The 22648-nt window shown below is 73.1% G+C and carries 17 protein-coding genes, 4 tRNA genes, 1 other RNA gene and 1 pseudogene; 14 read left to right on the forward strand and 9 right to left on the reverse strand.

The genetic code is table 11. The features are described 5' to 3' along the window. The first annotated feature begins 13 nt into the window (after positions 1 to 13). From IG64_RS42940 to IG64_RS32215, 3 genes and pseudogenes are all read left to right on the forward strand, one after another. Positions 14 to 145 carry a hypothetical protein gene (locus tag IG64_RS42940; protein WP_267883423.1) on the forward strand — a complete coding sequence of 44 codons (132 nt, stop codon included), beginning with the start codon at positions 14 to 16 and terminating at the stop codon, positions 143 to 145. A gap of 125 nt (positions 146 to 270) precedes the next feature. Then, positions 271 to 534, forward strand: a complete 264-nt coding sequence (locus tag IG64_RS32210; RefSeq protein ID WP_234438681.1) for a hypothetical protein — start codon at positions 271 to 273, stop codon at positions 532 to 534. 474 nt (positions 535 to 1008) lie between these two features. Next, positions 1009 to 1695: pseudogene (locus IG64_RS32215) on the forward strand (DUF2637 domain-containing protein); the annotation flags it as partial. Positions 1696 to 2014: 319 nt separating this feature from the next. On the opposite strand, the gene IG64_RS32220 reads toward IG64_RS32215, so the two are convergent. Further along, positions 2015 to 2102: transfer RNA gene (locus IG64_RS32220), tRNA-Ser, on the reverse strand. Between the two features lie 72 nt (positions 2103 to 2174). Here IG64_RS32220 and ffs point away from each other — a divergent pair. The 6 genes from ffs (at position 2175) to IG64_RS32245 (ending at position 11277) form a co-directional block, all read left to right on the forward strand. Further along, positions 2175 to 2273: signal recognition particle sRNA small type (ffs, locus tag IG64_RS38010), an RNA gene on the forward strand. A gap of 74 nt (positions 2274 to 2347) precedes the next feature. Further along, positions 2348 to 4825, forward strand: a complete 2478-nt coding sequence (locus IG64_RS32225) for a DNA polymerase III subunit gamma and tau (RefSeq protein WP_037862729.1) — start codon at positions 2348 to 2350, stop codon at positions 4823 to 4825. 205 nt (positions 4826 to 5030) lie between these two features. Next, positions 5031 to 6284 carry a phosphoribosylamine--glycine ligase gene (gene purD / locus IG64_RS32230; protein WP_037862732.1) on the forward strand — a complete coding sequence of 418 codons (1254 nt, stop codon included), beginning with the start codon at positions 5031 to 5033 and terminating at the stop codon, positions 6282 to 6284. 261 nt (positions 6285 to 6545) lie between these two features. Continuing rightward, positions 6546 to 8420 carry a membrane protein gene (locus tag IG64_RS32235; protein WP_037862734.1) on the forward strand — a complete coding sequence of 625 codons (1875 nt, stop codon included), beginning with the start codon at positions 6546 to 6548 and terminating at the stop codon, positions 8418 to 8420. Positions 8421 to 8717: 297 nt separating this feature from the next. Then, complete coding sequence (locus tag IG64_RS32240) at positions 8718 to 10220, forward strand: N,N-dimethylformamidase beta subunit family domain-containing protein (RefSeq protein ID WP_037862736.1); 1503 nt, start codon at positions 8718 to 8720, stop codon at positions 10218 to 10220. A 145-nt stretch (positions 10221 to 10365) separates the two neighbouring features. After that, positions 10366 to 11277: a phosphoribosylaminoimidazolesuccinocarboxamide synthase gene (locus tag IG64_RS32245; protein ID WP_037862739.1), complete on the forward strand. Its 912-nt coding sequence runs from the start codon at positions 10366 to 10368 to the stop codon at positions 11275 to 11277. Between the two features lie 60 nt (positions 11278 to 11337). On the opposite strand, the gene IG64_RS32250 is transcribed toward IG64_RS32245, so the two are convergent. From IG64_RS32250 to IG64_RS32285, 8 genes are all read right to left on the reverse strand, one after another. Continuing rightward, a tRNA-Gly gene (locus IG64_RS32250) sits at positions 11338 to 11410 on the reverse strand. Between the two features lie 23 nt (positions 11411 to 11433). Next, positions 11434 to 12057, reverse strand: coding sequence for a response regulator transcription factor (locus IG64_RS32255; protein ID WP_037862741.1), 624 nt, complete (start codon positions 12055 to 12057; stop codon positions 11434 to 11436). Continuing rightward, positions 12054 to 13622, reverse strand: coding sequence for a sensor histidine kinase (locus IG64_RS32260; RefSeq protein WP_234438682.1), 1569 nt, complete (start codon positions 13620 to 13622; stop codon positions 12054 to 12056). The genes IG64_RS32255 and IG64_RS32260 overlap by 4 nt, the downstream gene beginning before the upstream one ends. Next, positions 13595 to 14407, reverse strand: coding sequence for an ABC transporter permease (locus tag IG64_RS32265; protein WP_037862744.1), 813 nt, complete (start codon positions 14405 to 14407; stop codon positions 13595 to 13597). The genes IG64_RS32260 and IG64_RS32265 overlap by 28 nt, the downstream gene beginning before the upstream one ends. Continuing rightward, positions 14404 to 15390: an ABC transporter ATP-binding protein gene (locus IG64_RS32270; RefSeq protein ID WP_037862747.1), complete on the reverse strand. Its 987-nt coding sequence runs from the start codon at positions 15388 to 15390 to the stop codon at positions 14404 to 14406. Before IG64_RS32270 ends, IG64_RS32265 begins: the two co-directional genes overlap by 4 nt. A gap of 141 nt (positions 15391 to 15531) precedes the next feature. After that, positions 15532 to 15604 (reverse strand) — tRNA-Gly (locus tag IG64_RS32275). 80 nt (positions 15605 to 15684) lie between these two features. Further along, positions 15685 to 15756 (reverse strand) — tRNA-Gly (locus tag IG64_RS32280). Between the two features lie 244 nt (positions 15757 to 16000). Next, positions 16001 to 16318 carry a histone-like nucleoid-structuring protein Lsr2 gene (locus IG64_RS32285; protein WP_037862750.1) on the reverse strand — a complete coding sequence of 106 codons (318 nt, stop codon included), beginning with the start codon at positions 16316 to 16318 and terminating at the stop codon, positions 16001 to 16003. A gap of 365 nt (positions 16319 to 16683) precedes the next feature. Here IG64_RS32285 and purS point away from each other — a divergent pair, with 365 nt between their 5' ends. The 5 genes from purS (at position 16684) to purF (ending at position 22614) form a co-directional block, all read left to right on the forward strand. Beyond that, positions 16684 to 16956 carry a phosphoribosylformylglycinamidine synthase subunit PurS gene (purS, locus tag IG64_RS32290; RefSeq protein WP_037862753.1) on the forward strand — a complete coding sequence of 91 codons (273 nt, stop codon included), beginning with the start codon at positions 16684 to 16686 and terminating at the stop codon, positions 16954 to 16956. Next, positions 16953 to 17633 (forward strand): phosphoribosylformylglycinamidine synthase subunit PurQ, encoded by a 681-nt coding sequence (purQ, locus tag IG64_RS32295; protein ID WP_037862756.1) that lies wholly within the window; start codon positions 16953 to 16955, stop codon positions 17631 to 17633. The genes purS and purQ overlap by 4 nt, the downstream gene beginning before the upstream one ends. After that, positions 17630 to 19888 carry a phosphoribosylformylglycinamidine synthase subunit PurL gene (gene purL, locus IG64_RS32300; RefSeq protein ID WP_037862758.1) on the forward strand — a complete coding sequence of 753 codons (2259 nt, stop codon included), beginning with the start codon at positions 17630 to 17632 and terminating at the stop codon, positions 19886 to 19888. The genes purQ and purL overlap by 4 nt, the downstream gene beginning before the upstream one ends. A 144-nt stretch (positions 19889 to 20032) precedes the next feature. Then, positions 20033 to 20830: a maleylpyruvate isomerase family mycothiol-dependent enzyme gene (locus IG64_RS32305; RefSeq protein ID WP_037862760.1), complete on the forward strand. Its 798-nt coding sequence runs from the start codon at positions 20033 to 20035 to the stop codon at positions 20828 to 20830. Positions 20831 to 21084: 254 nt separating this feature from the next. Then, entirely contained in the window at positions 21085 to 22614 is a 1530-nt protein-coding gene (gene purF / locus IG64_RS32310) for an amidophosphoribosyltransferase (RefSeq protein ID WP_037862764.1), read from the forward strand. The last annotated feature ends 34 nt before the right edge of the window (positions 22615 to 22648 follow it).

Here is a 22648-nt window from a genome sequence, read left to right on the forward strand (position 1 = left end):
CTATCAATGCCGTATGTGGCGGGTCGACACAGAGGAATTGCGCCGCCGTCGGCACATGGTCGCCGTGCTTAAAAAAAATACCCGCCCGCTCGAAGGTGACCCGGCCGCCGAGGAGCCTTCGCCCGACGCCCATCTCGTCGGCTGAACGGATGAAGCATCCGATCGCACAATATAGGCCTCATCGGGTAATTCCTTCACCCGTTTGCCGCGCATCCGGGGAAGTCGGGTGGCGTTAGGTGGGATATGACTAAGGCATCCAGGGAAGGGTACTTGGGTCTGCTCGTGGGCCGCGAGCGCGAGGACACGAGTGCCGGGCACGCGGTGGCGTCGGGACCCTACACCTACCTACCCGGGCCCGCGCACGCGAAGACCGGCGCCGACACCACCCTGACCAGGGGCGACTCACAGGCCGCACTGAAGGCGACCGAGTCGCTGCTACAGGATTTCCTGGACGCGATGAGTGCCCTGGAAGCCGACCTGGCCCGCCGGTGGGTCGGCTCGGACAGCCGTCCCGTCTTCGCGCGTCCCGAATAGCCGGGCCGCGGCATGTATGACGAACGTATCGGCCGACGCCCGGACTATTCCGCTGATTATCCGTATGTGGAACCGGAAGGTTTCGACGAACCCCGCCGCCGGACGGGAACCGGCCGCCACCGGGCCCCGACGCAGTTCTTCTCGGGCACCCTCGGCCCCCTGGTCCCCCCGGACTCCGCGTGGGACCCGGCCGAGGAACTGGCCTTCATGCTCCGGGACGCCATGGAACGGCAGCCGTCCCGCCCTCCCGTGGAGGGGGAATGGACGCAGGCCGGCGGCCGTCCCGCCGAACAGCAGACGGGCCACCCGGGCTCCACGTCCCATACCGGTTCCGCTGACCGTGCGGGCTCCGCGGATCACGCAGGCTTCACGGATCATGCGGGATCCGCGAATTATGCAGGCTTCACGGACTATGCGAATCCCGCTGATCATTTCAGTGCGGCGGACTACGCGGACCCAGGAAGAACCGGGAGAATCGGCGGAACCGATCGAACCGGACCGGATGAACGCGCCGAACGCACGGAAAGGGACGAAAGGGGCGAAAGGACCCGGAGAAGCGGAAGCGCCGCAGATCCCGAAAGCGCGGGTGCGGCGGAGAACGCGAGGAACACCGCTCCCGGCACGCCGAACACGCCCCTGGAGAACCTCCAGGAGATCACGGCGGAACTCCCTCCCCTGCGGCGTGGCTCCCACGGTCACCGCAAGGTCCGTCCGCGCAGGCGGAGGAGCGGCGTGCGCACCGCGAGCCACGTCATCGGCGCACTGGCGGCGGTGACCGCCTCCACGGTGAGCTTCTTCGGCGGCATGGTCGCCTACGACCCCCTGCGCCTCGTGGCCGTCGCCCGGATGCAGGACGGCATCGCCTCGTGGTGGCCGCTGCTGGTGTACGGGCCCTGGCTGGTGGCGTCCCTGTCCGTCCTGCGCGCCGCGCTGCACCGGCGGCGGGCCGTCCACTCGTGGTGCGTGGTGCTGCTCTTCTCCTCGATCGCGATGCTCCTGTGCGTCATCCAGGCGCCCAAGACGCTCGTCGACATGGCGGCGGCGGCCCTGCCGGGACTGGCGTCCCTGGCCTGCTTCCAGCAGCTCGTGCGCCAGATCACCCTGACCCGGCCGCCGCGCCGCACCGCTCCGCGCCACCGCGTGCACCGCACCTCCCGGCCGGACGCCGTGCGGGAGGAGCGGGCACCGTCCGCCCGCACCACCGCCTCCTCCGGCTCCTCCTCCCGCTGAGACCGGGGCCCGTGAGCCCGGGGCTCCCCGAACCCTGACCGGGAAGTCCCGGGCTCCGGTGCGTGTCCGGGCGCGGTACCCGCGCGTGACCGATCCCATGCTCAGGGAAGCGGCCCGGAAGACCGAGCGCCGTCCGGGGAGCCCCGGAAAACCCCGCTGTGGACCAAGACCAGGACAACGAGGTCCGAGGACAACGTCGAAGGGCCCCACCTTGCGGTGGGGCCCTTCGACATCGTGCCCGGTGAGGCACTGGCGGAGGATACGAGATTCGAACTCGTGAGGGGTTGCCCCCAACACGCTTTCCAAGCGTGCGCCCTAGGCCTCTAGGCGAATCCTCCGCCGGAAACATTACATGACGCGGAGCCGTGCTCGCGAACTCGTTCCCGGCCCCCTGGATCGGGTAGGCTTTCGGCAGCCCCTCACGCGGCGCTATCTGACTGAACTCCCCCAGGGCCGGAAGGCAGCAAGGGTAGGTCGGCTCTGGCGGGTGCGTGGGGGGCGCTTGCGTTGATGGGGGGCGGCGGCCGCGGGCCGCGCTCGCGGGCCGGGCCGGTTGTCGGTGGGCGCCTATAACCTCGTATGCGTGTCGTCTCTCGCGTTGTACCGCCGCTACCGCCCGGAGTCCTTCGCCGAGGTCATCGGGCAGGAGCATGTCACCGACCCGCTGCAGCAGGCGCTGCGGAACAACCGGGTCAATCACGCGTACCTGTTCAGCGGTCCGCGCGGGTGCGGCAAGACGACCAGCGCCCGGATCCTCGCCCGCTGCCTGAACTGCGAGCAGGGCCCCACGCCCACCCCGTGCGGTACGTGCGACTCGTGCCGGGACCTGGCGCGCAACGGCCCCGGATCCATCGACGTCATCGAGATCGACGCCGCTTCGCACGGCGGTGTGGACGACGCCCGTGACCTGCGCGAGAAGGCCTTCTTCGGGCCCGCGCGCAGCCGGTACAAGATCTACATCATCGACGAGGCCCACATGGTCACGTCGGCCGGTTTCAACGCGCTGCTCAAGGTGGTGGAGGAGCCGCCGGAGCACCTGAAGTTCATCTTCGCCACGACCGAGCCCGAGAAGGTCATCGGGACGATCCGCTCGCGGACCCACCACTACCCCTTCCGGCTGGTCCCGCCGGGAACCCTGCGGGACTACCTGGGCGAGGTGTGCCGGAAGGAGGACATCCCCGTCGAGGAGGGCGTGCTCCCGCTGGTCGTGCGGGCCGGTGCCGGCTCCGTGCGTGACTCCATGTCCGTCATGGACCAGCTGCTCGCCGGTGCGGGTGAAGCCGGTGTGACGTACGCCATGGCCACCTCCCTCCTCGGGTACACGGACGGTTCGCTGCTCGACTCGGTCGTCGAGGCGTTCTCCTCCGGGGACGGCTCCGGTGCCTTCGAGGTCGTCGACCGCGTCATCGAGGGCGGCAACGACCCGCGGCGCTTCGTCGCCGACCTGCTGGAGCGGCTGCGGGACCTGGTGATCCTGGCCGCCGTGCCCGACGCGGCCGAGAAGGGGCTCATCGACGCCCCCGCCGACGTGATCGAGCGCATGCAGGCCCAGGCGCGGTCCTTCGGCGCCGCCGAGCTGAGCCGCGCCGCCGACCTGGTCAACGAGGGTCTGACCGAGATGCGCGGCGCCACCTCGCCCCGTCTCCAGCTCGAGCTGATCTGCGCCCGCGTGCTGCTGCCCGCCGCGTACGGCGACGAGCGGTCCGTGATGGCCCGCCTCGACCGGATCGAGCGGGGGGTGAGCTTCGGCACAGGAGCGGGCGCCCCCGCGATGGGCTACGTGCCCGGACCCGAGGCGCACGGCGGAGCCGGCCTCGCCGGCGGCGCGCCCGTGCCGCCCGGCGCCGGTGCCGCGGCGGCCCGGGCGGCGGTACGGGCTCCCGGCGGCCAGGGCGTGCCGGGTGTGCCGGGTGCCCAGGGCGCGCCCGGCACGCCGGTGGGGCCGGAGGCCGCCGCGGTGGCTCCGGGTGGCCCCGCCGCGCCGGTGGGAGCCGGAGCCGCGGAGCCCGGCTCGCGGAGCGCGGCGCCGGTGCCCTCGGGTCCGGCCGCGCCCCCCGCCGGTGACCGCGGCCAGGAGGCGCCCGCGCCCGGAGCCACGCCCGCCGCGGCCCCGCGCCCCGCCGCCCCGGCGGCCACCCCCGCCGCGGCGCCCGGCCAGGGCGCGCCCGGTGCCTGGCCCGCTGCCGCCCCGGCCGGTGCCGGTGGCCGGCGGCCCGGAGGGTGGCCCACGGCGGCGTCCCCGGGCAGCGGGCAGCCCGCGGCCGGGCCCGGCCCGGCGGCGGGTCCGTCGGGCGTCCAGGCGGGCGCGGGCGGCACGGCCGGCGCTCCCGCCGCCCCGGCTCCCGCCGCAGCCCCGGCAGCCGCACCCGCCCCGGCGGGTGGAGGGCTCGACCCGCGCCAGTTGTGGCCGAACATCCTGGAGGCGGTGAAGAACCGCCGCCGCTTCACCTGGATCCTGCTCAGTCAGAACGCCCAGGTCACGGGCTTCGACGGCACCACCCTCCAGGTCGGGTTCGTCAACGCGGGCGCCCGGGACAACTTCGCGAGCAGCGGCAGCGAGGACGTGCTGCGGCAGGCGCTGGCCGAGCAGTTCAACGTCCAGTGGAAGATCGAGGCGGTCGTCGACCCGGCGGGCGGCGGCGCCCCCGCGCCCCAGCCCTCCGGCGCGTTCGGAGGCGGTGGCGGCTACGGCGGCGGATCCGCGGGCGGCGGCTACGGCGGATCCGCGGGCGGCGGTTACAGCGGTGGCGGTGGCCACCCGGGTGGTGTCGCGGCCCCGCCGCGCACGGCGGCTCCCCAGGCCGCGCCCCCGGCTCCCGGTCCCGGCGCCCCGGCCACCGACCGGTCCGCGACGGCACGGGCGGCCTCCGGTCCCGCCTCCGGTCCGGCCGCAGCGGCCCGGCCCGGCCGGCCTCCCGCGCCCGAGCCCGCCCCCGTGGCCCCCGAGGACGACACCCCCGAGGACGACGACCCCGACCTCGACGAGTCCGCCCTGTCCGGCCACGAGCTGATCGTGCGGGAGCTGGGCGCGACCGTGGTGGAGGAATACCCGACGGAGTAGCCGCTCAGCGGGCGCTGAGCGGCTGCGGCACGGCGGCGGAGGGGGAGTGGCGGCAGAGGCCGCTCGGAGGCCGGCCCCGGGAAGCCCCGGGGAGGCTCGGAGGAGGTCCTCGGAGGCCGTTTCGGATAAACGTACGAGCAGATCCTTCCGGTCCTCTCGGCAACCCGCACAAAACGGTGCGGTGCTCTGCCGTTAGGCTGACCCCGTGAAGGTCCTCGTCATCGGCAGCGGCGCTCGTGAGCACGCCCTGTGCCGTTCCCTGTCCCTCGACCCCGATGTCACCGCGCTGTACTGCGCGCCCGGCAACGCCGGCATCGCCGAGGTCGCCGAGCTGCACCCCGTCGACGCCCTCGACGGCGCGGCCGTCGCCGCGCTCGCCACCCGGCTCGGGGCCGGCCTCGTGGTCGTCGGGCCCGAGGCGCCGCTGGTCGCCGGGGTCGCCGACGCCGTGCGCGAGGCCGGCATCCCGGTCTTCGGCCCGTCCGGTCAGGCGGCGCGGCTCGAGGGCTCCAAGGCCTTCGCCAAGGACGTGATGGCGGGCGCCGGTGTCCCCACCGCCCGGTCCTACGTCTGCACCACGGCGAAGGAGGTCGACGACGCGCTCCACGCCTTCGGTGCCCCCTACGTCGTCAAGGACGACGGACTCGCCGCCGGGAAGGGCGTCGTCGTCACCGACGACCTGGAGGCCGCCCGCGCGCACGCCGCCGCCTGCGACCGGGTGGTGATCGAGGAGTTCCTCGACGGCCCCGAGGTCTCCCTGTTCGCCGTCACCGACGGCGAGACGGTGCTGCCGCTCCAGCCCGCCCAGGACTTCAAGCGCGCCCTGGACGGCGACGAGGGCCCCAACACCGGCGGCATGGGGGCGTACTCCCCGCTGCCCTGGGCCGACCCCAAGCTGGTGGACGAGGTGCTGCGGAGCGTGCTGCAGCCCACCGTGGACGAGATGCGCCGCCGGGGCACCCCGTTCTCCGGGCTGCTCTACGCGGGTCTCGCGCTCACCGGCCGCGGTGTCCGGGTGATCGAGTTCAACGCCCGCTTCGGCGACCCCGAGACCCAGGTGGTGCTGGCCCGCCTGCGGACCCCCCTCGCGGGCGTCCTGCTGGCCGCGGCCACCGGAACCCTCGCCGATCTGCCGCCCCTGCGGTGGAGCGACGACGCGGCCGTCACGGTGGTCGTCGCCTCCCACAACTACCCCGGCACCCCGCGCACCGGTGACCCGATCACCGGCCTCGACGAGGTGGCCGCCCAGGACGCCCCGCACGCGTACGTGCTGCACGCCGGCACCCGGCGCGACGGGGACGCCGTGCTGAGCGCGGGCGGCCGGGTCCTGTCCGTCACGGCCACGGGCAAGGACCTGACCGAGGCCCGCGAGCGGGCGTACGCCGCCGTCGGCCGCCTCCGCCTCGACGGTTCCCAGCACCGTACGGACATCGCCGCGAAGGCGGCCGCGGGCGCGTAGGCGCGGTGTCTCCCAAGGTCAGGCCCCGGACAGGATCCGGGGCCTGACCTTTGCTGTGTGTCATCCACCTCTGACCAAAGCCATTCCATCGAGTGAGCAATGCCCCATCCGGCTGACGTGGGCCCAGCCCCCAACTAGGGTGCGGCGCAAGCGTTCCGGCACTTGGCCCACCGGCATTGCGATGTCAGTGGCGGGTGCCACAGTGGGGGAGTGGGCAACACAGGGCAGTCCAGGACAGACGGGAGGGGGTGACGTCAGGTCGTGACCGGAACCGGTGTGGAGGTCGGCGCGCTGTCGGCGCGCTCCCGGGCGCTGGCCGTGCTGCGCGTCCGCGGCCGTGCGCTGGCTGTGGCCCTGCTGCCCGCGGCCGCCGCGGTGATCCTGCTCGCGGGCGGTTCCACCGGCCATCTCGTGGGCCGGGGCTGGGACCTCGCGAGGTGGGTGGTGGGCGCCGTCGCCGTCGTCGTCCTGCTCGCCGCCGCGGGCGTCGGGCTGGTCGTCGCCCGCGCCCGCCCCGCCATGAGCCCGACGGTCCCGGTGCCGGAGGAGTCCGCCCCGGACCTGTACCGCCTGGTGCGCGACCTGGCCGACCGGCTCGATGTGCCCGTCCCGTCCGCCATAGCGCTCACCCCGGACTGCGACAGCTGGCTGGAGGACCGCACCCATCCGGCCCACGGGCCTCCCGCGGGCAGCGACCGGGACGAGCCGGACGCGGTGAGCGGACCGTCCGCGGGCCGTCCGCGCCGTGCGGCGGCACCCGTCCTCGTCATCGGCTCCCCGTTCCTGTGGTGGATGCGCGTCGGCGAGCTGCGGGCCGTCCTCGCCCCCGTGGTGGCCGGTACGGGCCCCTCGGCGCACCCGGACATAGCCGCGGCCCGGCGCTTCGTCCGCGGGCTGGACGCGGCGGTGGCCGCCGCCTCGACGGCCGGCCGGTGTCCCCTCTCCCACGTGGTGTGCGCGGGCGTCGGCTGGGTGGCCCGCCTGATGCTGCGCGGCTGCCGGGAGGACGCGGCCCAGATGGAGCGGGGCGTTGCGGCCGCCGCCGCCGAGCGTGCACAGGCTGTGGACTACGGTCTGCGCATCGTCGCCCAGGAGCAGGTGGGCCTGGCGTACGCGGGCTGGGACCGGCTGCTGACCCGGGTCGCGCTGCCCGCCTGGCGCATGGGCCGCTGGCCGTCCCGGCTGGACGCGGGCGTCGTCGCGGCGCTCACGGAGCTGTCCCGCCGGGACCGTCTGGCCGAGGGATTCGCCTCCCGGCTGGGCGAGCGGCCCGCCTGCGATCTGCTGGAGGAGCCCGGCGCGGTCGACGAGGCCGCCTCGCTCCTGGCCGCGCGGCTCTTCCACGGGGGGCCGGCCGAGCGCGGCCCGGACTGGGCGCCGGTGGCCTGGCAGGACTACCCGGACGAGGTCGTCGACCGCAAGTGGCGCACGGACGCCGCCCGGCTGCACCGCGTCCTGGACACACTGGGCGTCAGCCGTTCCCCGGACTCCCCGGCCACCGACGCGCACGGCGCGACCCTGGCCCGGGTGCTCGACCACCTGTCCGACCACCGGCCCCGCACCCTTTCCGCCGCGGCAGACGCGACGGACGCGGAGGACGAGAACGGCGCGAACCGGGCCCACCCCCCGGCCGGGACCCGGGGGGAACAGGACCCGCCCCCGGCGTGGGCCGCGGCCCACGCCGCTCCCGAGGCCCGGGAAGCGGACGAGGAGACCGGCCTGGGCACCGAGCGGAGCGCGGTGCTCGCCGCGGGCCTCAGCGCGGAACTGGCCCGCGAGGAGGCCACCGCGCCCGCGGCCCGGCCGGATCCGGCGGAAGCGTCCGGCCAGGCGCCCGGCGCGCTCCCCTGGGACGAGGGTGCGCTGCCCCTGTTCCCCCTCCAGCCGCCGCGCACCGGCCGTGAACTCCTCGCCGACCATGTCACCGCGATGGTCTGCTGTGCCGCGATGGACACCGCGGGCGCCACCCCGGGCCTCGACTGGCTCGACGGCCCCACCCTCCTGATCGACGGGGAGAGAGCCGCCGACCTGGGCCCGAAGGTCCTCGCCCTCGTCGAGGACGGCGACCCGCTCCCGCTGCGTGCCTGGCTCGTCGATGCGGGCATACGTCCGGAAAAGCCCGTGCGGCTGGCCTGAGCCCGGCCGGTGCCGACCCGGAGGAGGAGCTACCGGATCCACTCCTTCCACTTTCGGTCAATTCGCAACGACTAGTGACAACATGCGCGCGTCATGTGATGTGCTGGGACCGACCGCGCACGTGGCAAGCGCGTACGACATACGACAGCCGCGCAGTCACGTCCGGCCGCGTCGCCGACCGGCATCCGCCCCGGGGCACACCGCCCCCACCGCACATCCGCACCGCCGTACAGCCGCCCCGGACGAGACATCCGCACCGCCACGCCGAGCACGGGGGCACGAGGGAGGGGGACAGCCATGGGATCGGACCGTGTCCGCCGCTGGGAGTCGGGAGCACTCGCGCACGCCGTCACGGACCCGTTCGGCCAGGGCCCCGTCCCCTGGCTGCGCGGCAGCGAGACGTACTTCGACGACACCGGCCACGTCGTCCCCTGGTACGTGGACCCGGCCCCGCGGTCCGCGCCGGGCGGCGCCGGTGCGCCCCGCATCCCGGCCCCCCGCGCCGGCGGAGGCGGTCTCCGCTCGGCCGACGACGTCCACCGCCAGATCAAGGGCTTCGCCTCGACCGGCGCCGTCACTCCCGGCGAGGCGATCGACTTCCACATCACCGTGGACCCGCCGCAGGAGTTCGGCGTCGACGTCTACCGCATCGGGCACTACGGCGGCGACGGCGCCGCCAAGATCACCACGAGTCCGCGGCTCTCCGGCATCGTCCAGCCCCCGCCGCTCACCGCCGACCGCACCGTGTCCTGCCACCACTGGTGGCTGTCCTGGCGGCTGCAGATCCCGTCGTACTGGAGCATCGGCGCCTACGTCGCCGTGCTGACCACCGCCGACGGCTACCGCTCGCACATCCCCTTCACGGTCCGCGACAGCCACCCCGCGGATCTGCTCCTGCTGCTGCCCGACGTCACCTGGCAGGCCTACAACCTCTACCCGGAGGACGGCCGCACCGGAGCCAGCCTCTACCACGCCTGGGACGAGGAGGGCCGGCTGCTCGGCGAGGCGGACGCGGCGACCACGGTCTCCTTCGACCGGCCGTACGCGGGCGCGGGCCTGCCGCTGCACGTCGGCCACGCCTACGACTTCATCCGCTGGGCCGAGCGCTACGGCTACGACCTCGCCTACGCGGACGCCCGCGACCTGCACGCCGGCCGCGTCGACCCCACCCGTTACCGCGGCCTGGTCTTCCCCGGCCACGACGAGTACTGGTCGGTCCCGATGCGCCGTACCGTCGAACTCGCCCGCGAGCACGGCACCTCCCTGGTCTTCCTCTCCGCCAACACCATGTACTGGCAGGTCGAGCTGGGCCCGTCCCCGGCCGGGGTCCCGGACCGCCTGCTGACCTGCCGCAAACGTAAGGGCCCCGGCAGGCCGGTGCTGTGGCGGGAGATCGACCGGCCCGAGCAGCAAGTGGCCGGCATCCAGTACGCGGGGCGGGTCCCCGAGCCGCACCCGCTGATCGTGCGCAACGCCGGGCACTGGCTGTGGGAGGCCACCGGGGCACGGGAGGGCGACGGGATCGAGGGTCTGGTCGCCGGCGAGGCCGACCGCTACTTCCCGCGCACCCCGCTCCCCGACCACCAGGACCGCATCCTGCTCGCGCACTCCCCGTACACCGACAGCGAGGGCGCCCCGCGCCACCAGGAGACGTCCCTGTACCGGGCCCCCTCGGGCGCCCTGGTCTTCGCGTCCGGGACCTTCGCCTGGTCACCGGCGCTGGACCGTCCCGGCCACGTGGACCCCCGGATCCAGCGCGCCACCGCCAACCTCCTGGACCGCATCTGCAAGCGCGACTGACCCGCCTCCGGCCCCTCGCCGGTCCTTCGCCGGTCCCCTGACGGCCCGCCGCCGGGCCGTCCCGGCGCCGCCGTCCACCCGCTGTCCGCGGCCCGTGTCCGATACGGGAGAATCGAGCCATTGGACAGAACCACGGGGAGGAACCGTGTCCGGATTCGTCGAAAAGCCCGAGCCGATCCAGGTTCCGGGCCTGGTGCATCTGCACACCGGCAAGGTGCGCGAGCTGTACCAGAACGAGGCGGGCGACCTCGTGATGGTCGCCAGCGACCGCATGTCCGCCTACGACTGGGTGCTGCCCACGGAGATCCCCGACAAGGGCCGCATCCTCACGCAGCTCTCCCTGTGGTGGTTCGACCGCCTCGCCGACCTCGTCCCCCACCACGTCCTCAGCACCGAGGTCCCCGAGGGCGCCCCCACCGACTGGGCCGGGCGCACCCTCGTCTGCAAGTCGCTGCGGATGGTCCCGGTGGAGTGCGTGGCCCGCGGCTACCTCACCGGCTCGGGCCTGGCCGAGTACGAAGCCTCCCGCACGGTGTGCGGCCTGGCCCTGCCCGAAGGCCTGGTCGACGGTTCCGAGCTGCCCGCGCCGATCTTCACCCCGGCCACCAAGGCGGAGGTCGGCGAGCACGACGAGAACGTCTCCTACGAGGAGGTGGCCCGGCAGACCGGCGCCGAGACGGCCGCCCAGCTGCGCCAGGCGACCCTCGCCGTCTACGGCCGGGCCCGGGACATCGCCCGGGAACGGGGGATCATCCTCGCCGACACCAAGTTCGAGTTCGGCTACGACGGGGAGACGCTCGTCCTCGCCGACGAGGTGCTCACGCCCGACTCCTCGCGTTTCTGGCCGGCCGACCAGTGGCAGCCGGGGCGCGCGCAGCCGTCGTACGACAAGCAGTTCGTCCGGGACTGGCTGACCTCGGCCGAGTCCGGCTGGGACCGCACCGGCGAGCAGCCCCCGCCGCCGCTGCCCGAGCAGGTGGTGGAGGCGACCCGCGGCAAGTACGTGGAGGCGTACGAGCGGCTGACCGGGACGAGCTGGTCCTCGGTCCTGTCGTAGGCCCGAGGGGTCCCGCGCATGAAGAAGCCCCCCGGTGGTGACCGGGGGGCTTCTCGCCGGAGCGGACGACGAGGCTCGAACTCGCGACCTCAACCTTGGCAAGGTTGCGCTCTACCAACTGAGCTACGTCCGCGTTGCGCCGTGGCGCGAGAGCAACTATACCCAACCTCGCTCCCGTGCGAGCCGTACTGCCGCGTGCCGGTTCTCCGCGCCCAGCTTCGTCACGGCCGACGACAGGTAGTTGCGGACGGTTCCGGGGGAGAGCGCGGCCCGCTCGGCGATCTCCGTGACCGGTGCGCCGTCGGCGGCCAGCTCCAGCACCTCCGCCTCGCGCGCGGTCAGCGGGGAGTCCCCGGCGGAGATCGCGTCGGCGGCCAACTCCGGGTCGACGTAGCGGTTCCCGGCGTGGACGGTGCGGATGATCTCGGCGAGGCGCTGCGCGCTGACGGTCTTCGGGACGAAGCCGCGCACCCCCGCCGCGAGCGCCCGCTTCAGGTGTCCGGGCCGCCCGTGGCTGGTCACGATCAGCACCCGGCGGCCGGGCAGCTCCGCGCGCAGGGATGTGGCGACCTTCACACCGTCGGCGCCCGGCATCTGCAGGTCCAGGACGGCGACGTCGGGCTCGTGCGCCCGGGCCATCGCCAGCGCCTCGGGCCCGCTCGCCGCCTCCGCGACGACCCGCAGGTCGTCCTCCAGCGAGAGCAGCGCGGCCAGCGCGCCCCGGATGAGGTGCTCGTCGTCGGCCAGCAGCAGCCGGACGGGAGCCGGTGGCGTCGTCATGGGGTGACCTCGCTCAGGGGAGTGATCTCGTGCACCGGGCCGCAGGGCCCCGGCACGGTGGCGGGCGGCAGCGGAACCTCGGCGGTCAGACGGAAGCGGCCGGGGCCCGCCGGGCCCGCCCGCAGCAGGCCGTCGAGGGCCGCGAGGCGTTCGCGCAGCCCGGCGAGTCCGGAGCCCGGCCGGCCGGCCGCCGGGGCGTCGGGCACCCCGTCGTTCTCGACCGTCAGCTCGGCCCGGCTGCCCTCCACGCGCAGGGAGATCGCGCACTGCCGGGCGTCACCGTGGCGCAGCACGTTCGTGGCGGCCTCGCGGACCACCCAGCCCAGTGCGGACTGCACCGGGGCGGGAAGGCCGCCGGCCGGGCCGGTGACGGCGCAGTCGATGCCCGCCGCGGTCAGCACGCCCTGCGCACCGGCGAGTTCCGCGCCGAGGTCGGCCTCCCGGTACCCGCGCACCACCGCGCGGACCTCGCGCTGGGACTCCTGCGCCAGCCGCTGCACCTCGGTCATCTGCTCCACCGCCTCGGACCGCCCGCGCCGGCCCAACTGCACGGCCAGCTCGGCCTTCAGCGCGATCACCGCGAGATTGCGGCCCAGGACGTCGTGCAGGTCCCGCCCGAACCGCAGCCGCTCCTCGGCCACGGCGAGCCGCGCCTCGGTCTCGCGGGACCGCTCGGCCTCCCACAGCACGGACAGGGTCCAGGCGCCGCAGCGCGCGGCCAGCAGGGAGAAGCCGGTGGCGAAGACGACCAGCAGACCCACCATCAGGACGTCGGGGGCGCTGCGGACGGCGAGCGCGTCCGCCGCCATGAGGACCAGCCCCGCCACGGCGGCGCGGCGCAGGAACACAGGGACGGGGACGAGCATCGCGTACACCAGGCCGAACGACACCAGACCCGCGCCGAGGGCGAGCCGGGCCGTCCACGGTGCGAGTCCCCCGAGGGCGGTCAGCACGAGGGGCAGGGCGAGGGCGGCCGCCAGCAGGCCGAGCGAGGGGGCCAGCGCGCGTCCGGGCAGCCGTTCGCGGCCCAGGTAGTGGCCGAAGGAGGGCCGGGGCAGCCGGTTGGCCGCCACGCACTGGAGCACGCCGGCGAGGAGCGCCAGCCCCGCCAGCACGAGCGGCAGCGGCCGGTGCCGCACTCCCGCGGCGACCGGCAGGACCAGCCAGGTGAGCATGAACACCCACTCCGCCGCGCACAGGGTGATCACACTGTGCAGCTCGACGCGTTCCGCCTTGCTGCGCTCCCGCCACTGCCGCCGCTGCCACCGGCGGATGCCGTCGAACACCGTGCGCCTCCTGTCCGTCCGTTCCGTCACCGCACGCGGAACCGCGCGCGTCACCGCACCCGGAGCCGCCCCCGTCCGCGCACACGATGCCGCACCCGTCCGTGCGCCCGGCGCCGGGCCGTACCCCGTGCCCGGCAGGTCGGCGCTGCCGGTGCCCCGCAGGGCGGCGGCCACCGTGCGCATGGCGGCGCCCACGCCCTTGCCCGGCATGGCGCCCACCCCCTCGCCCGGCGTCCCGCCCGCCTCCGTGCTCAGCGCCGTGGTTCCCAGCGGAACCACCGCCGTACAGCAAACACCGCCAGTGCCGACCAGACCAGCGCGACGGCCAGGGCCCGCAGCACCTCGTATCCGCTCAGCTCGCCGGTCCAGCCGCCGCGCACCAGCGTGATCGCCGGTGTCAGCGGCAGCAGTTCGCACAGGCGCGCCAGCCGGTCGGGCAGGACCTCCAGCGGCACGGCCGTACCCGAGCCCACCGCCGACACCATGATCAGCGGGATCGAGGTGACCTGGGCGCTCTCCGTGGTCCGGGTGAGTCCGGCCGTGACCGCCGCCAGGGTCAGGCACAGCACCAGTCCCAGCAGCAGTCCGAGCACGGCGAGGTGCGGGGCGTGCGGGGCGGGGACGTGCAGCAGGACCGTGCAGGCGGCCGTCAGGATCAGCGACTGCCCCAGGCCGGTGGCGAGGGCGGGCAGAGCCGCCCCGGCGAGGATCTCCGCGTCCCGCGGTTCACCGGTGCGCAGCCGCTTGAGAACGAGCTGCTCGCGCCGGGCGACGAACACACCGACGAGCGTGGAGTACACGGCGAACAGCAGCGAGAAGCCGATGGCGGCGGGCAGCATGACGAGCCCCACGGTGAGCCCGGCGTCCTCCAGGTCCATCTGCCCGGCCGCCGAGTGGAGGCTGAACGGCAGCACCAGCGGGACGAAGACGGCGGCGACGAGAGTGCTCCTGCTCCGTACGAACAGGGTCAGTTCCACGCGGGCGAGCGCGGTCATGCGGCTCAGCGCGGTGCTGGGGCCGCCCCGCGCGCGGGCCGTCCCGGGGGTGAGGGCGCTGCCGGTCATACGACGTGCTCCGTTTCCTCGGGCGCGGAGGAACCGCGCGTGGCGGCCTCCCGTGCGGAGGCCTCCCGCGCGATCCCGAGGAACGCCTCCTCCAGTGAGGCCGACCGCGCGTCCAGGCGGCGCAGTCCGATACCGGCCCGCCGGGCCCACAGCAGCAGTTCCGTGGCGGTCCGCTGCAACTCCCGCGTGCGCAGCCGTACGAGACGGCCGTCCGTCTCGTGGCCGCACACGCCCAGGGAGTCGAGCGGCGGAAGGTCCCCCAGGAAGTAACCGCGGGGCAGTTCGAAGGAGATCCGGGAGGGCTGAGCGGCCGTCACCTCGGCGGGGCTTCCCGCGGCGGCGATGCGGCCCTCGTGCAGGATCGCCAGCCGGTCGGCGAGGCCTTCGGCCTCCTCCAGGTAGTGCGTGGTGAGCAGCACGGTCGTGCCCGCGTCCCGCAGGGTCCGCACCAGGTCCCAGGTGTCCCGGCGGCCCTCGGCGTCCAGCCCGGTGGTCGGCTCGTCCAGGAACAGCACCTCGGGGTCACCGAGCAGTGCCAGTGCCAGGTCGAGCCGGCGCCGCTCCCCGCCGGACAACTGCTTGACCCGTACCGCCCCTCGCCGTTCCAGACCGACCAGGGCAAGTGCCTCCCGCGGATCGCGGGCGCCGCTCACACAGCCCGCCCACATCCGCATGGTCTCCGCGACGGTCAGTTCGGAGGGGAAGCCGCCTTCCTGGAGCATCACGCCGGTACGGGGACGTACGGCGGCGCGGTCGGTGAAGGGATCGTGGCCCAGCACCCGGACACGCCCCGCGGCCGGGGCGGCCAGTCCCTCCAGCAGTTCGACCGTGGAGGTCTTTCCGGCGCCGTTGGTGCCGAGCAGCGCGAAGACCTCGCCGCGTTTCACGTGAAACGTGATGCCGCGTACGGCTTCGAACCCGCCCCCGTACACGCGTCGCAGGCCGGTGACCTCTATCACGCGCTCGTGTTCGTCCCTGTCCATGACATCAGCGTCGCGGCAGGCGGGGACCCCGGGCAGTGCGCGGTGTCATCGAGCGGAATGACAAATGTCAGCCGACGCCCGGAGAGGCAGGAGGGCGGACACGAAAAGACCCCGGTCCGAGGGACCGGGGTCTTTTTCCCGAGCGGACGACGAGGCTCGAACTCGCGACCTCAACCTTGGCAAGGTTGCGCTCTACCAACTGAGCTACGTCCGCATTGCCTCCGACCGGCTTTCACCGATCGGTGCGAGCACCAGCCTACCTGATCCACTTGCGTGGTCGGACCAGCGGTGCAGAGCGGGTGACAGGAATTGCACACTGCGCCTTCCCCCTGGAAGGGGGATGTTCTGCTACTGAACTACACCCGCATGTACTCCGTGGGTCTCGGCCTTCCGGCCTCGCCCCTCGGCGTGCTCCAGACATTAGCTGATCAGCAGGGGGGTAGCGCAAGTCGGCTGCTCCCAGGGCCCGCTGACGGACTCTGGGCCGCCCCCCGAGGGGGCGCTTTGGCCCGCCCCGCACCCCCGCCGCCTGCCCGGACGGGCGTGCCCTCGGCGGACGCGCCGGAGGCGCCACGGCCGAGGGCGGACGAGCTTGCGGGGCGGTCACGCCTCACTGGGCGGCGCTGAACGCCTCGTAGACCTTCTTGGGGATGCGGCCGCGCGCCGGCACGTCCATCTTGTTGGCCTGGGCCCAGGCCCGGACGGCCGCCGGGTCGGGGGCGACCTCCGTCTGCCGGTACGCCTTGCCCGACCTGGACCGCTTGCGGCCCGCCTCGACGTAGGGCGCGAGCGCCTTACGCAGTTTCTTGGCATTGGTTTGGTTCAGGTCGATCTCGTAGAACCTGCCGTCGAGTCCGAAGGCGATCGTCTCCGCCGCTTCCGAGCCGTCGATGTCGTCAAAGAGAGTGACCACGACACGCTGCGCCACGAATATCGGTCCCTTCGTGCGGCACCCGCGCCCGTGCACTCCGCCATGACGTGGGGAGATGTTCGTCAGGTGCCGACTGTCCGCCGGTTATCGGGAAAAGTATCGGCTGTTGCCAATTCATTTGTACAGTGCCGGGCATTGCGAAGTGAAGCCCCGACTAAATCTCTCTGCGTGTCCCGGCGTGGCACCCCTGCAATACCGGGTGCGAGACGGAACGCCGAACTTTTCCAGAACTTTTCACGAAGCCCCCCGATCGGGGCGGGATCGTGACGGGCGTCACGTAGATTCCTACCAGTCTACTCGCGTAGAAATTTTGTGCGGGTAGTCTGAAGGAACCTGCTCAGCACCACACACCGGGAGTGCCAGTGGCACGCGTCGTAGTCGACGTCATGCTCAAGCCGGAGATCCTCGACCCCCAGGGCCAGGCGGTGCAGCGCGCACTGCCGCGGCTGGGTTTCGAAGGCATCTCCGACGTCCGTCAGGGAAAGCGATTCGAACTGGAAGTGGACGGGCCCGTCGACGAGGCCGCGCTCGCCCGCATTCACGATCTTGCCGAATCCTTCCTCGCCAACACCGTGATCGAGGACTTCACCGTGAAGGTCGAGTCCGGCGACGTGGTCGCGGGGGCCGCGAAGTGACCGCTCGTATCGGCGTCGTCACTTTCCCGGGCAGCCTCGACGACCGGGACACCCAGCGCGCGGTCCGCCTCGCGGGCGCCGAACCCGTCGCCCTGTGGCACAAGGACAAGGACCTCAAGCAGGTCGACGCGGTCGTCCTGCCCGGCGGCTTCTCCTACGGCGACTATCTGCGGGCCGGCGCCATCTCCCGCTTCTCGCCGGTGATGGACAGCGTCATCGAGCAGGCGAAGGCCGGCCTGCCGGTCCTCGGCATCTGCAACGGCTTCCAGGTCCTCACCGAGGCCCACCTCCTGCCCGGCGCGATGCTCGGCAACGACCACCTCCACTTCATCTGCCGCGACCAGAAGCTGCGGGTGGAGAACGCGGAGACCGCCTGGACCGCCGACTACACGGCCGGACAGGAGATCCACATCCCGCTGAAGAACATGGACGGCCGGTACGTCGCCGACGAGTACACGCTCGACAAGCTGGAGGCGGAGGGCCGCGTCGCCTTCCGCTACCTGGACGTCAACCCCAACGGGTCGCTGCGCGACATCGCCGGCATCACCAACGAGGCCGGCAACGTGGTGGGCCTCATGCCGCACCCCGAGCACGCCACCGAGCCGCTGATCGGCACCGGCCGCACCGACGGCCTCCCGTTCTTCACCTCGATCCTCAAGAAGCTGGTCACCGCATGAGCAGGACGCCTCTGGACACGGTCGAGCACGCGGCCGCGACCCCCGACGTCGAGCTGCCCTGGGCCGAACTCGGCCTGAAGAAGGACGAGTACGAGCGGGTCGTGGAGATCCTGGGCCGCCGCCCCACCGGGGCCGAGCTGGCCATGTACTCCGTGATGTGGTCCGAGCACTGCTCGTACAAGTCCTCCAAGGTCCACCTCCGCCAGTTCGGCGAGAAGGCCCCCGAGAACGACGCCATGCTCGTCGGCATCGGCGAGAACGCCGGTGTCGTCGACGTCGGCCACGGCTACGCCGTCACCTTCAAGGTGGAGTCGCACAACCACCCGTCCTACGTCGAGCCCTACCAGGGCGCGGCCACGGGCGTGGGCGGCATCGTGCGCGACATCATCGCGATGGGCGCCCGCCCGGTCGCCGTCGTCGACCCGCTGCGCTTCGGCGCGGCCGACCACCCCGACACCAAGCGGGTGCTGCCCGGCGTGGTCGCCGGCATCGGCGGCTACGGCAACTGCCTGGGCCTGCCCAACATCGGCGGCGAGGTCGTCTTCGACGCCTGCTACCAGGGCAACCCGCTGGTCAACGCCGGTGCCATCGGCGTGATGCGGCACGAGGACATCCACCTCGCCAAGGCGTCCGGCGCGGGCAACAAGGTCATCCTGTACGGCGCCCGGACCGGCGGCGACGGCATCGGCGGCGCGTCGATCCTCGCCTCCGAGACCTTCGACGACGCCAAGCCCTCCAAGCGCCCCGCCGTGCAGGTCGGCGACCCCTTCCAGGAGAAGCTGCTCATCGAGTGCACCCTGGAGGCGTTCGCCGAGAAGCTGGTCGTCGGCATCCAGGACCTCGGCGCGGCGGGCCTGTCCTGCGCCACCTCCGAGCTGGCCTCCAACGGCTCCGGCGGCATGCGCGTCACCCTGGACGACGTCCCGCTGCGCGACTCCACGCTCTCGCCCGAGGAGATCCTCATGAGCGAGTCGCAGGAACGCATGTGCGCGGTCGTGGAGCCGGAGAAGGTCGACCGGTTCCTGGAGATCTGCGAGAAGTGGGACGTCATCGCCACCGTCATCGGTGAGGTGACCGACGGCGACCGGCTGGAGATCTACTGGCACGGCGGCAAGATCGTCGACGTCGACCCGCGCACGGTCGCCCACGAGGGCCCGGTCTACGAGCGCCCCTACGCCCGCCCCGAGTGGCAGGACGCGCTCCAGGCCGACGACGCGAACAAGCTGCCCAGGCCGCGGACGGCCGAGGAGCTGAAGGCGCAGGTCCTGAAGCTGGTCGCCTCCCCGAACCAGGCCTCCAAGAAGTGGATCACCCAGCAGTACGACCACTTCGTGCAGGGCAACACCGTCCTGGCCATGCCCGAGGACTCCGGCATGATCCGCATCGACGAGGAGAGCGGCCTCGGTGTCGCCCTCGCCACGGACGGCAACGGCCGCTACGCCAAGCTCGACCCGTACACCGGCGCCCAGCTCGCCCTGGCGGAGGCGTACCGCAACGTCGCCACCACCGGCGCGAAGCCGCTGGCCGTCTCCGACTGCCTGAACTTCGGCTCGCCCGAGGACCCGGCGGTCATGTGGCAGTTCGCGGAGGCCGTGCGCGGTCTGGCGGACGGCTGCCTCCAGCTCGGCACCCCGGTGACCGGCGGCAACGTCTCGCTCTACAACCAGACCGGTGAGGCCGCCATCCACCCGACGCCGGTCGTCGCCGTCCTCGGCGTGATCGACGACGTGGCCCGCCGCACCCCGGTCGCCTTCCAGGAGGAGGGCCAGCTGCTCTACCTCCTCGGCGACACCCGCGAGGAGTTCGGCGGCTCGGCCTGGTCGCAGGTGGTCCACGACCACCTCGGCGGTCTGCCCCCGAAGGTCGACCTGGAGCGCGAGCGGCTGCTGGCCGACATCCTGATCTCCGCCTCCCGCGACGGCATGATCGACTCCGCGCACGACCTGTCCGACGGCGGCCTGATCCAGGCGGTCGTGGAGTCGGCGCTGCTCGGCGGCAAGGGCGCGCGGCTGGTCGTCCCGGACGGCCTGGACGCGTTCACCTTCCTCCTGTCGGAGTCGGCCGGCCGCGCGCTCGTCGCCGTGCCGCGCTCCGAGGAGGTCCGCTTCAACGACATGTGCGGCGCGCGGGGCCTGCCCGCCACCCGCATCGGTGTCGTCGACGGCGACGCGGTGGAGATCCAGGGTGAGTTCGCGCTGCCGCTGGCCGAGCTGCGCGAGGCCCACGAGAGCACCATCCCGGCGCTGCTGGCGTAGTTTTTTGGAAAAGTCCCCGCCGCAGACCGGACGAGCAGCCCGGCCGCTCCGCCGAGGAGACGGCCGGGCCGCTCACCCGCCCGCAGGCCTCCGGGCCCGGAAACACCCGGCACCCGCCCCGCGCCACGGCATAGGCTCACCCCCATGCCCCCGGCCAGGAAACGACCCAGGACCTACGACCCCGCCAGGACCCGTGCGGCGGTCCTCGCCCAGCTCGGCGCCGTACGGGAGGCCGTGCGCACCCTGACGCCCGGCCAACTGGCGCTGCCCACGCGGCTAGGGGACTGGACGGTACGGGAGCTGGTCGCGCACATCGGCATGGCCGTCACGGCCGTCGGCCGCTCCCTCGACCTGCCCGAGCCCGCGCGGCAGGACGCCGTCCTGCTCGACTGGCCGCGGGCGAGCGCGCCCTACGCCGCGGCCATCGACGAGTTCACCCGCCGGCTCGCCGCCGGGACCCCGGACCTCACCGCCTACCTCGGGGACATCGGGCGCACCCTCGAGCGGCAGCTCGACGAACACCCCGGCACGCGGCTCCTGGCCACCAACGCGGGCGCGCTGCCGCTCGCCGACTACCTCGTCACCCGGACCGTCGAACTCGTCGTCCACACCGACGACCTGAACGCCGCCGTGCCGGGTCTGGAGGTCCCCCACGACCGGCAGGCGCTCGCCGCCGCCACCCGCCTGCTCGCCGACGCGCTCGCCGCCAGGGCACCGGGCGGCTCGACCGAGGTGCGCGTGCCGCCCTACGCCGTCGTCCAGTGCGTCGAGGGCCCCCGCCACACCCGCGGCACGCCGCCCAACGTGGTGGAGACCGACCCGCTGACCTGGGTCCGGCTGGCCACCGGACGCCTCTCGTGGCACGACGCCCTGGAGACCGCACGGCTCAGCGCGAGCGGGGAACGGGCGGACCTCGGCGCGCTGCTGCCCCTGATGGCCTGACCCGCCCACCGGCGTGTCGCACCGCCCCGGACCGCCTCGCGGTGTGCGACAACTCACTCGTCCTTGGGGTGCGCGGGGACCCGGCGCGGGACACGGCGGGCGCCGGGACCGGCCCCGCGCCCTGACGTCGCCCCTCTGACCTGCGGAAATACAGAGCGTCGGGGAGTGGTCGCGCGGGAGTGACACGGCCGCGCGGGGTTTTTTTGACATTCCCCAATTCGGACCAGTGGTCGACCTCGCCTACACTCGATTGCGTGCCACGTGGTGACGGTCGACTCAATCACGATCTGCTCCCCGGCGAGAAAGGCCCCCAGGACGCGTGCGGCGTCTTCGGTGTCTGGGCTCCGGGTGAAGAGGTCGCAAAGCTCACGTACTTCGGGCTCTACGCCCTCCAGCATCGGGGCCAGGAATCCGCGGGTATCGCGGTCAGCAACGGCTCCCAGATCCTCGTCTTCAAGGACATGGGCCTGGTGTCCCAGGTCTTCGACGAGACCTCGCTCGGTTCGCTCCAGGGTCACATCGCGGTCGGACACGCCCGCTACTCGACCACCGGCGCCTCCGTGTGGGAGAACGCCCAGCCGACGTTCCGTGCCACCGCGCACGGCTCGATCGCGCTCGGCCACAACGGCAACCTGGTCAACACGGCGCAGCTCGCCGAGATGGTCGCCGAACTGCCCAAGGACACCAACGGCCGCTCGACCCGGGTGGCGGCCACCAACGACACCGACCTGCTGACGGCCCTGCTGGCCGCCCAGGTCGACGCCGACGGCAAGCCGCTGACCATCGAGGAGGGGGCCCACGCCGTCCTCCCACAGGTCAAGGGCGCCTTCAGCCTCGTCTTCATGGACGAGCACACCCTGTACGCCGCCCGCGACCCGCAGGGCATCCGCCCGCTGGTCCTCGGCCGGCTGGAGCGCGGCTGGGTGGTCGCCTCCGAGTCCGCCGCGCTCGACATCTGCGGTGCCAGCTTCGTGCGCGAGATCGAGCCGGGCGAGTTCGTCGCCATCGACGAGAACGGCCTGCGTACTTCGCGATTCGCACCGGCGAAGCCGAAGGGCTGTGTCTTCGAGTACGTCTACCTGGCCCGCCCCGACACCGACATCGCCGGGCGCAACGTCTACCTCTCGCGCGTCGAGATGGGCCGCAAGCTGGCGAAGGAAGCCCCTGTCGAGGCCGACCTCGTCATAGCGACCCCGGAGTCCGGCACCCCCGCCGCCATCGGGTACGCGGAGGCCTCCGGCATCCCCTTCGGCAGCGGCCTGGTCAAGAACGCGTACGTCGGTCGTACCTTCATCCAGCCCTCGCAGACCATCCGGCAGCTCGGGATCCGGCTGAAGCTGAACCCGCTGAAGGAAGTCATCAAGGGCAAGCGCCTGGTCGTCGTCGACGACTCGATCGTCCGCGGCAACACCCAGCGCGCCCTGGTGCGCATGCTCCGCGAGGCCGGGGCCGCCGAGGTCCACATCCGGATCTCCTCGCCGCCCGTGAAGTGGCCGTGCTTCTTCGGCATCGACTTCGCCACCCGCGCCGAGCTGATCGCCAACGGCATGAGCATCGACGAGATCGGCACCTCGCTGGGCGCCGACTCGCTGGCGTACATCTCCATCGACGGCATGATCGAGGCGACCACCATCGCCAAGCCGAACCTGTGCCGTGCCTGCTTCGACGGCGAGTACCCGATGGAACTCCCGGACCCGGAGCTGCTCGGCAAGCAGCTGCTGGAGACCGAGCTGGCCGCAGGGCCCGCCGCCACGGCCGCGGCCGACGCCATCCGTCGCCCGTAGTCAGCCCGCCACACCCGCAGTACGACACGAAAGT

Source organism: Streptomyces sp. NRRL S-340, from assembly GCF_000720185.1.
In the GTDB taxonomy this organism is placed as follows: domain Bacteria; phylum Actinomycetota; class Actinomycetes; order Streptomycetales; family Streptomycetaceae; genus Streptomyces.

What these genes read in the sequence shown, in the direction of transcription:
- IG64_RS42940 (WP_267883423.1), top strand. Translation starts at nt 14, where the DNA reads ATGTGGCGGGTCGACACAGAGGAATTGCGCCGCCGTCGGCACATGGTC.
- IG64_RS32240 (WP_037862736.1), top strand. Translation starts at nt 8,718, where the DNA reads ATGGGATCGGACCGTGTCCGCCGCTGGGAGTCGGGAGCACTCGCGCAC.
- IG64_RS32255 (WP_037862741.1), bottom strand. Translation starts at nt 12,057, where the DNA reads ATGACGACGCCACCGGCTCCCGTCCGGCTGCTGCTGGCCGACGACGAG.
- IG64_RS32265 (WP_037862744.1), bottom strand. Translation starts at nt 14,407, where the DNA reads ATGACCGGCAGCGCCCTCACCCCCGGGACGGCCCGCGCGCGGGGCGGC.
- IG64_RS32270 (WP_037862747.1), bottom strand. Translation starts at nt 15,390, where the DNA reads ATGGACAGGGACGAACACGAGCGCGTGATAGAGGTCACCGGCCTGCGA.
- purL (WP_037862758.1), top strand. Translation starts at nt 17,630, where the DNA reads ATGAGCAGGACGCCTCTGGACACGGTCGAGCACGCGGCCGCGACCCCC.
- IG64_RS32305 (WP_037862760.1), top strand. Translation starts at nt 20,033, where the DNA reads ATGCCCCCGGCCAGGAAACGACCCAGGACCTACGACCCCGCCAGGACC.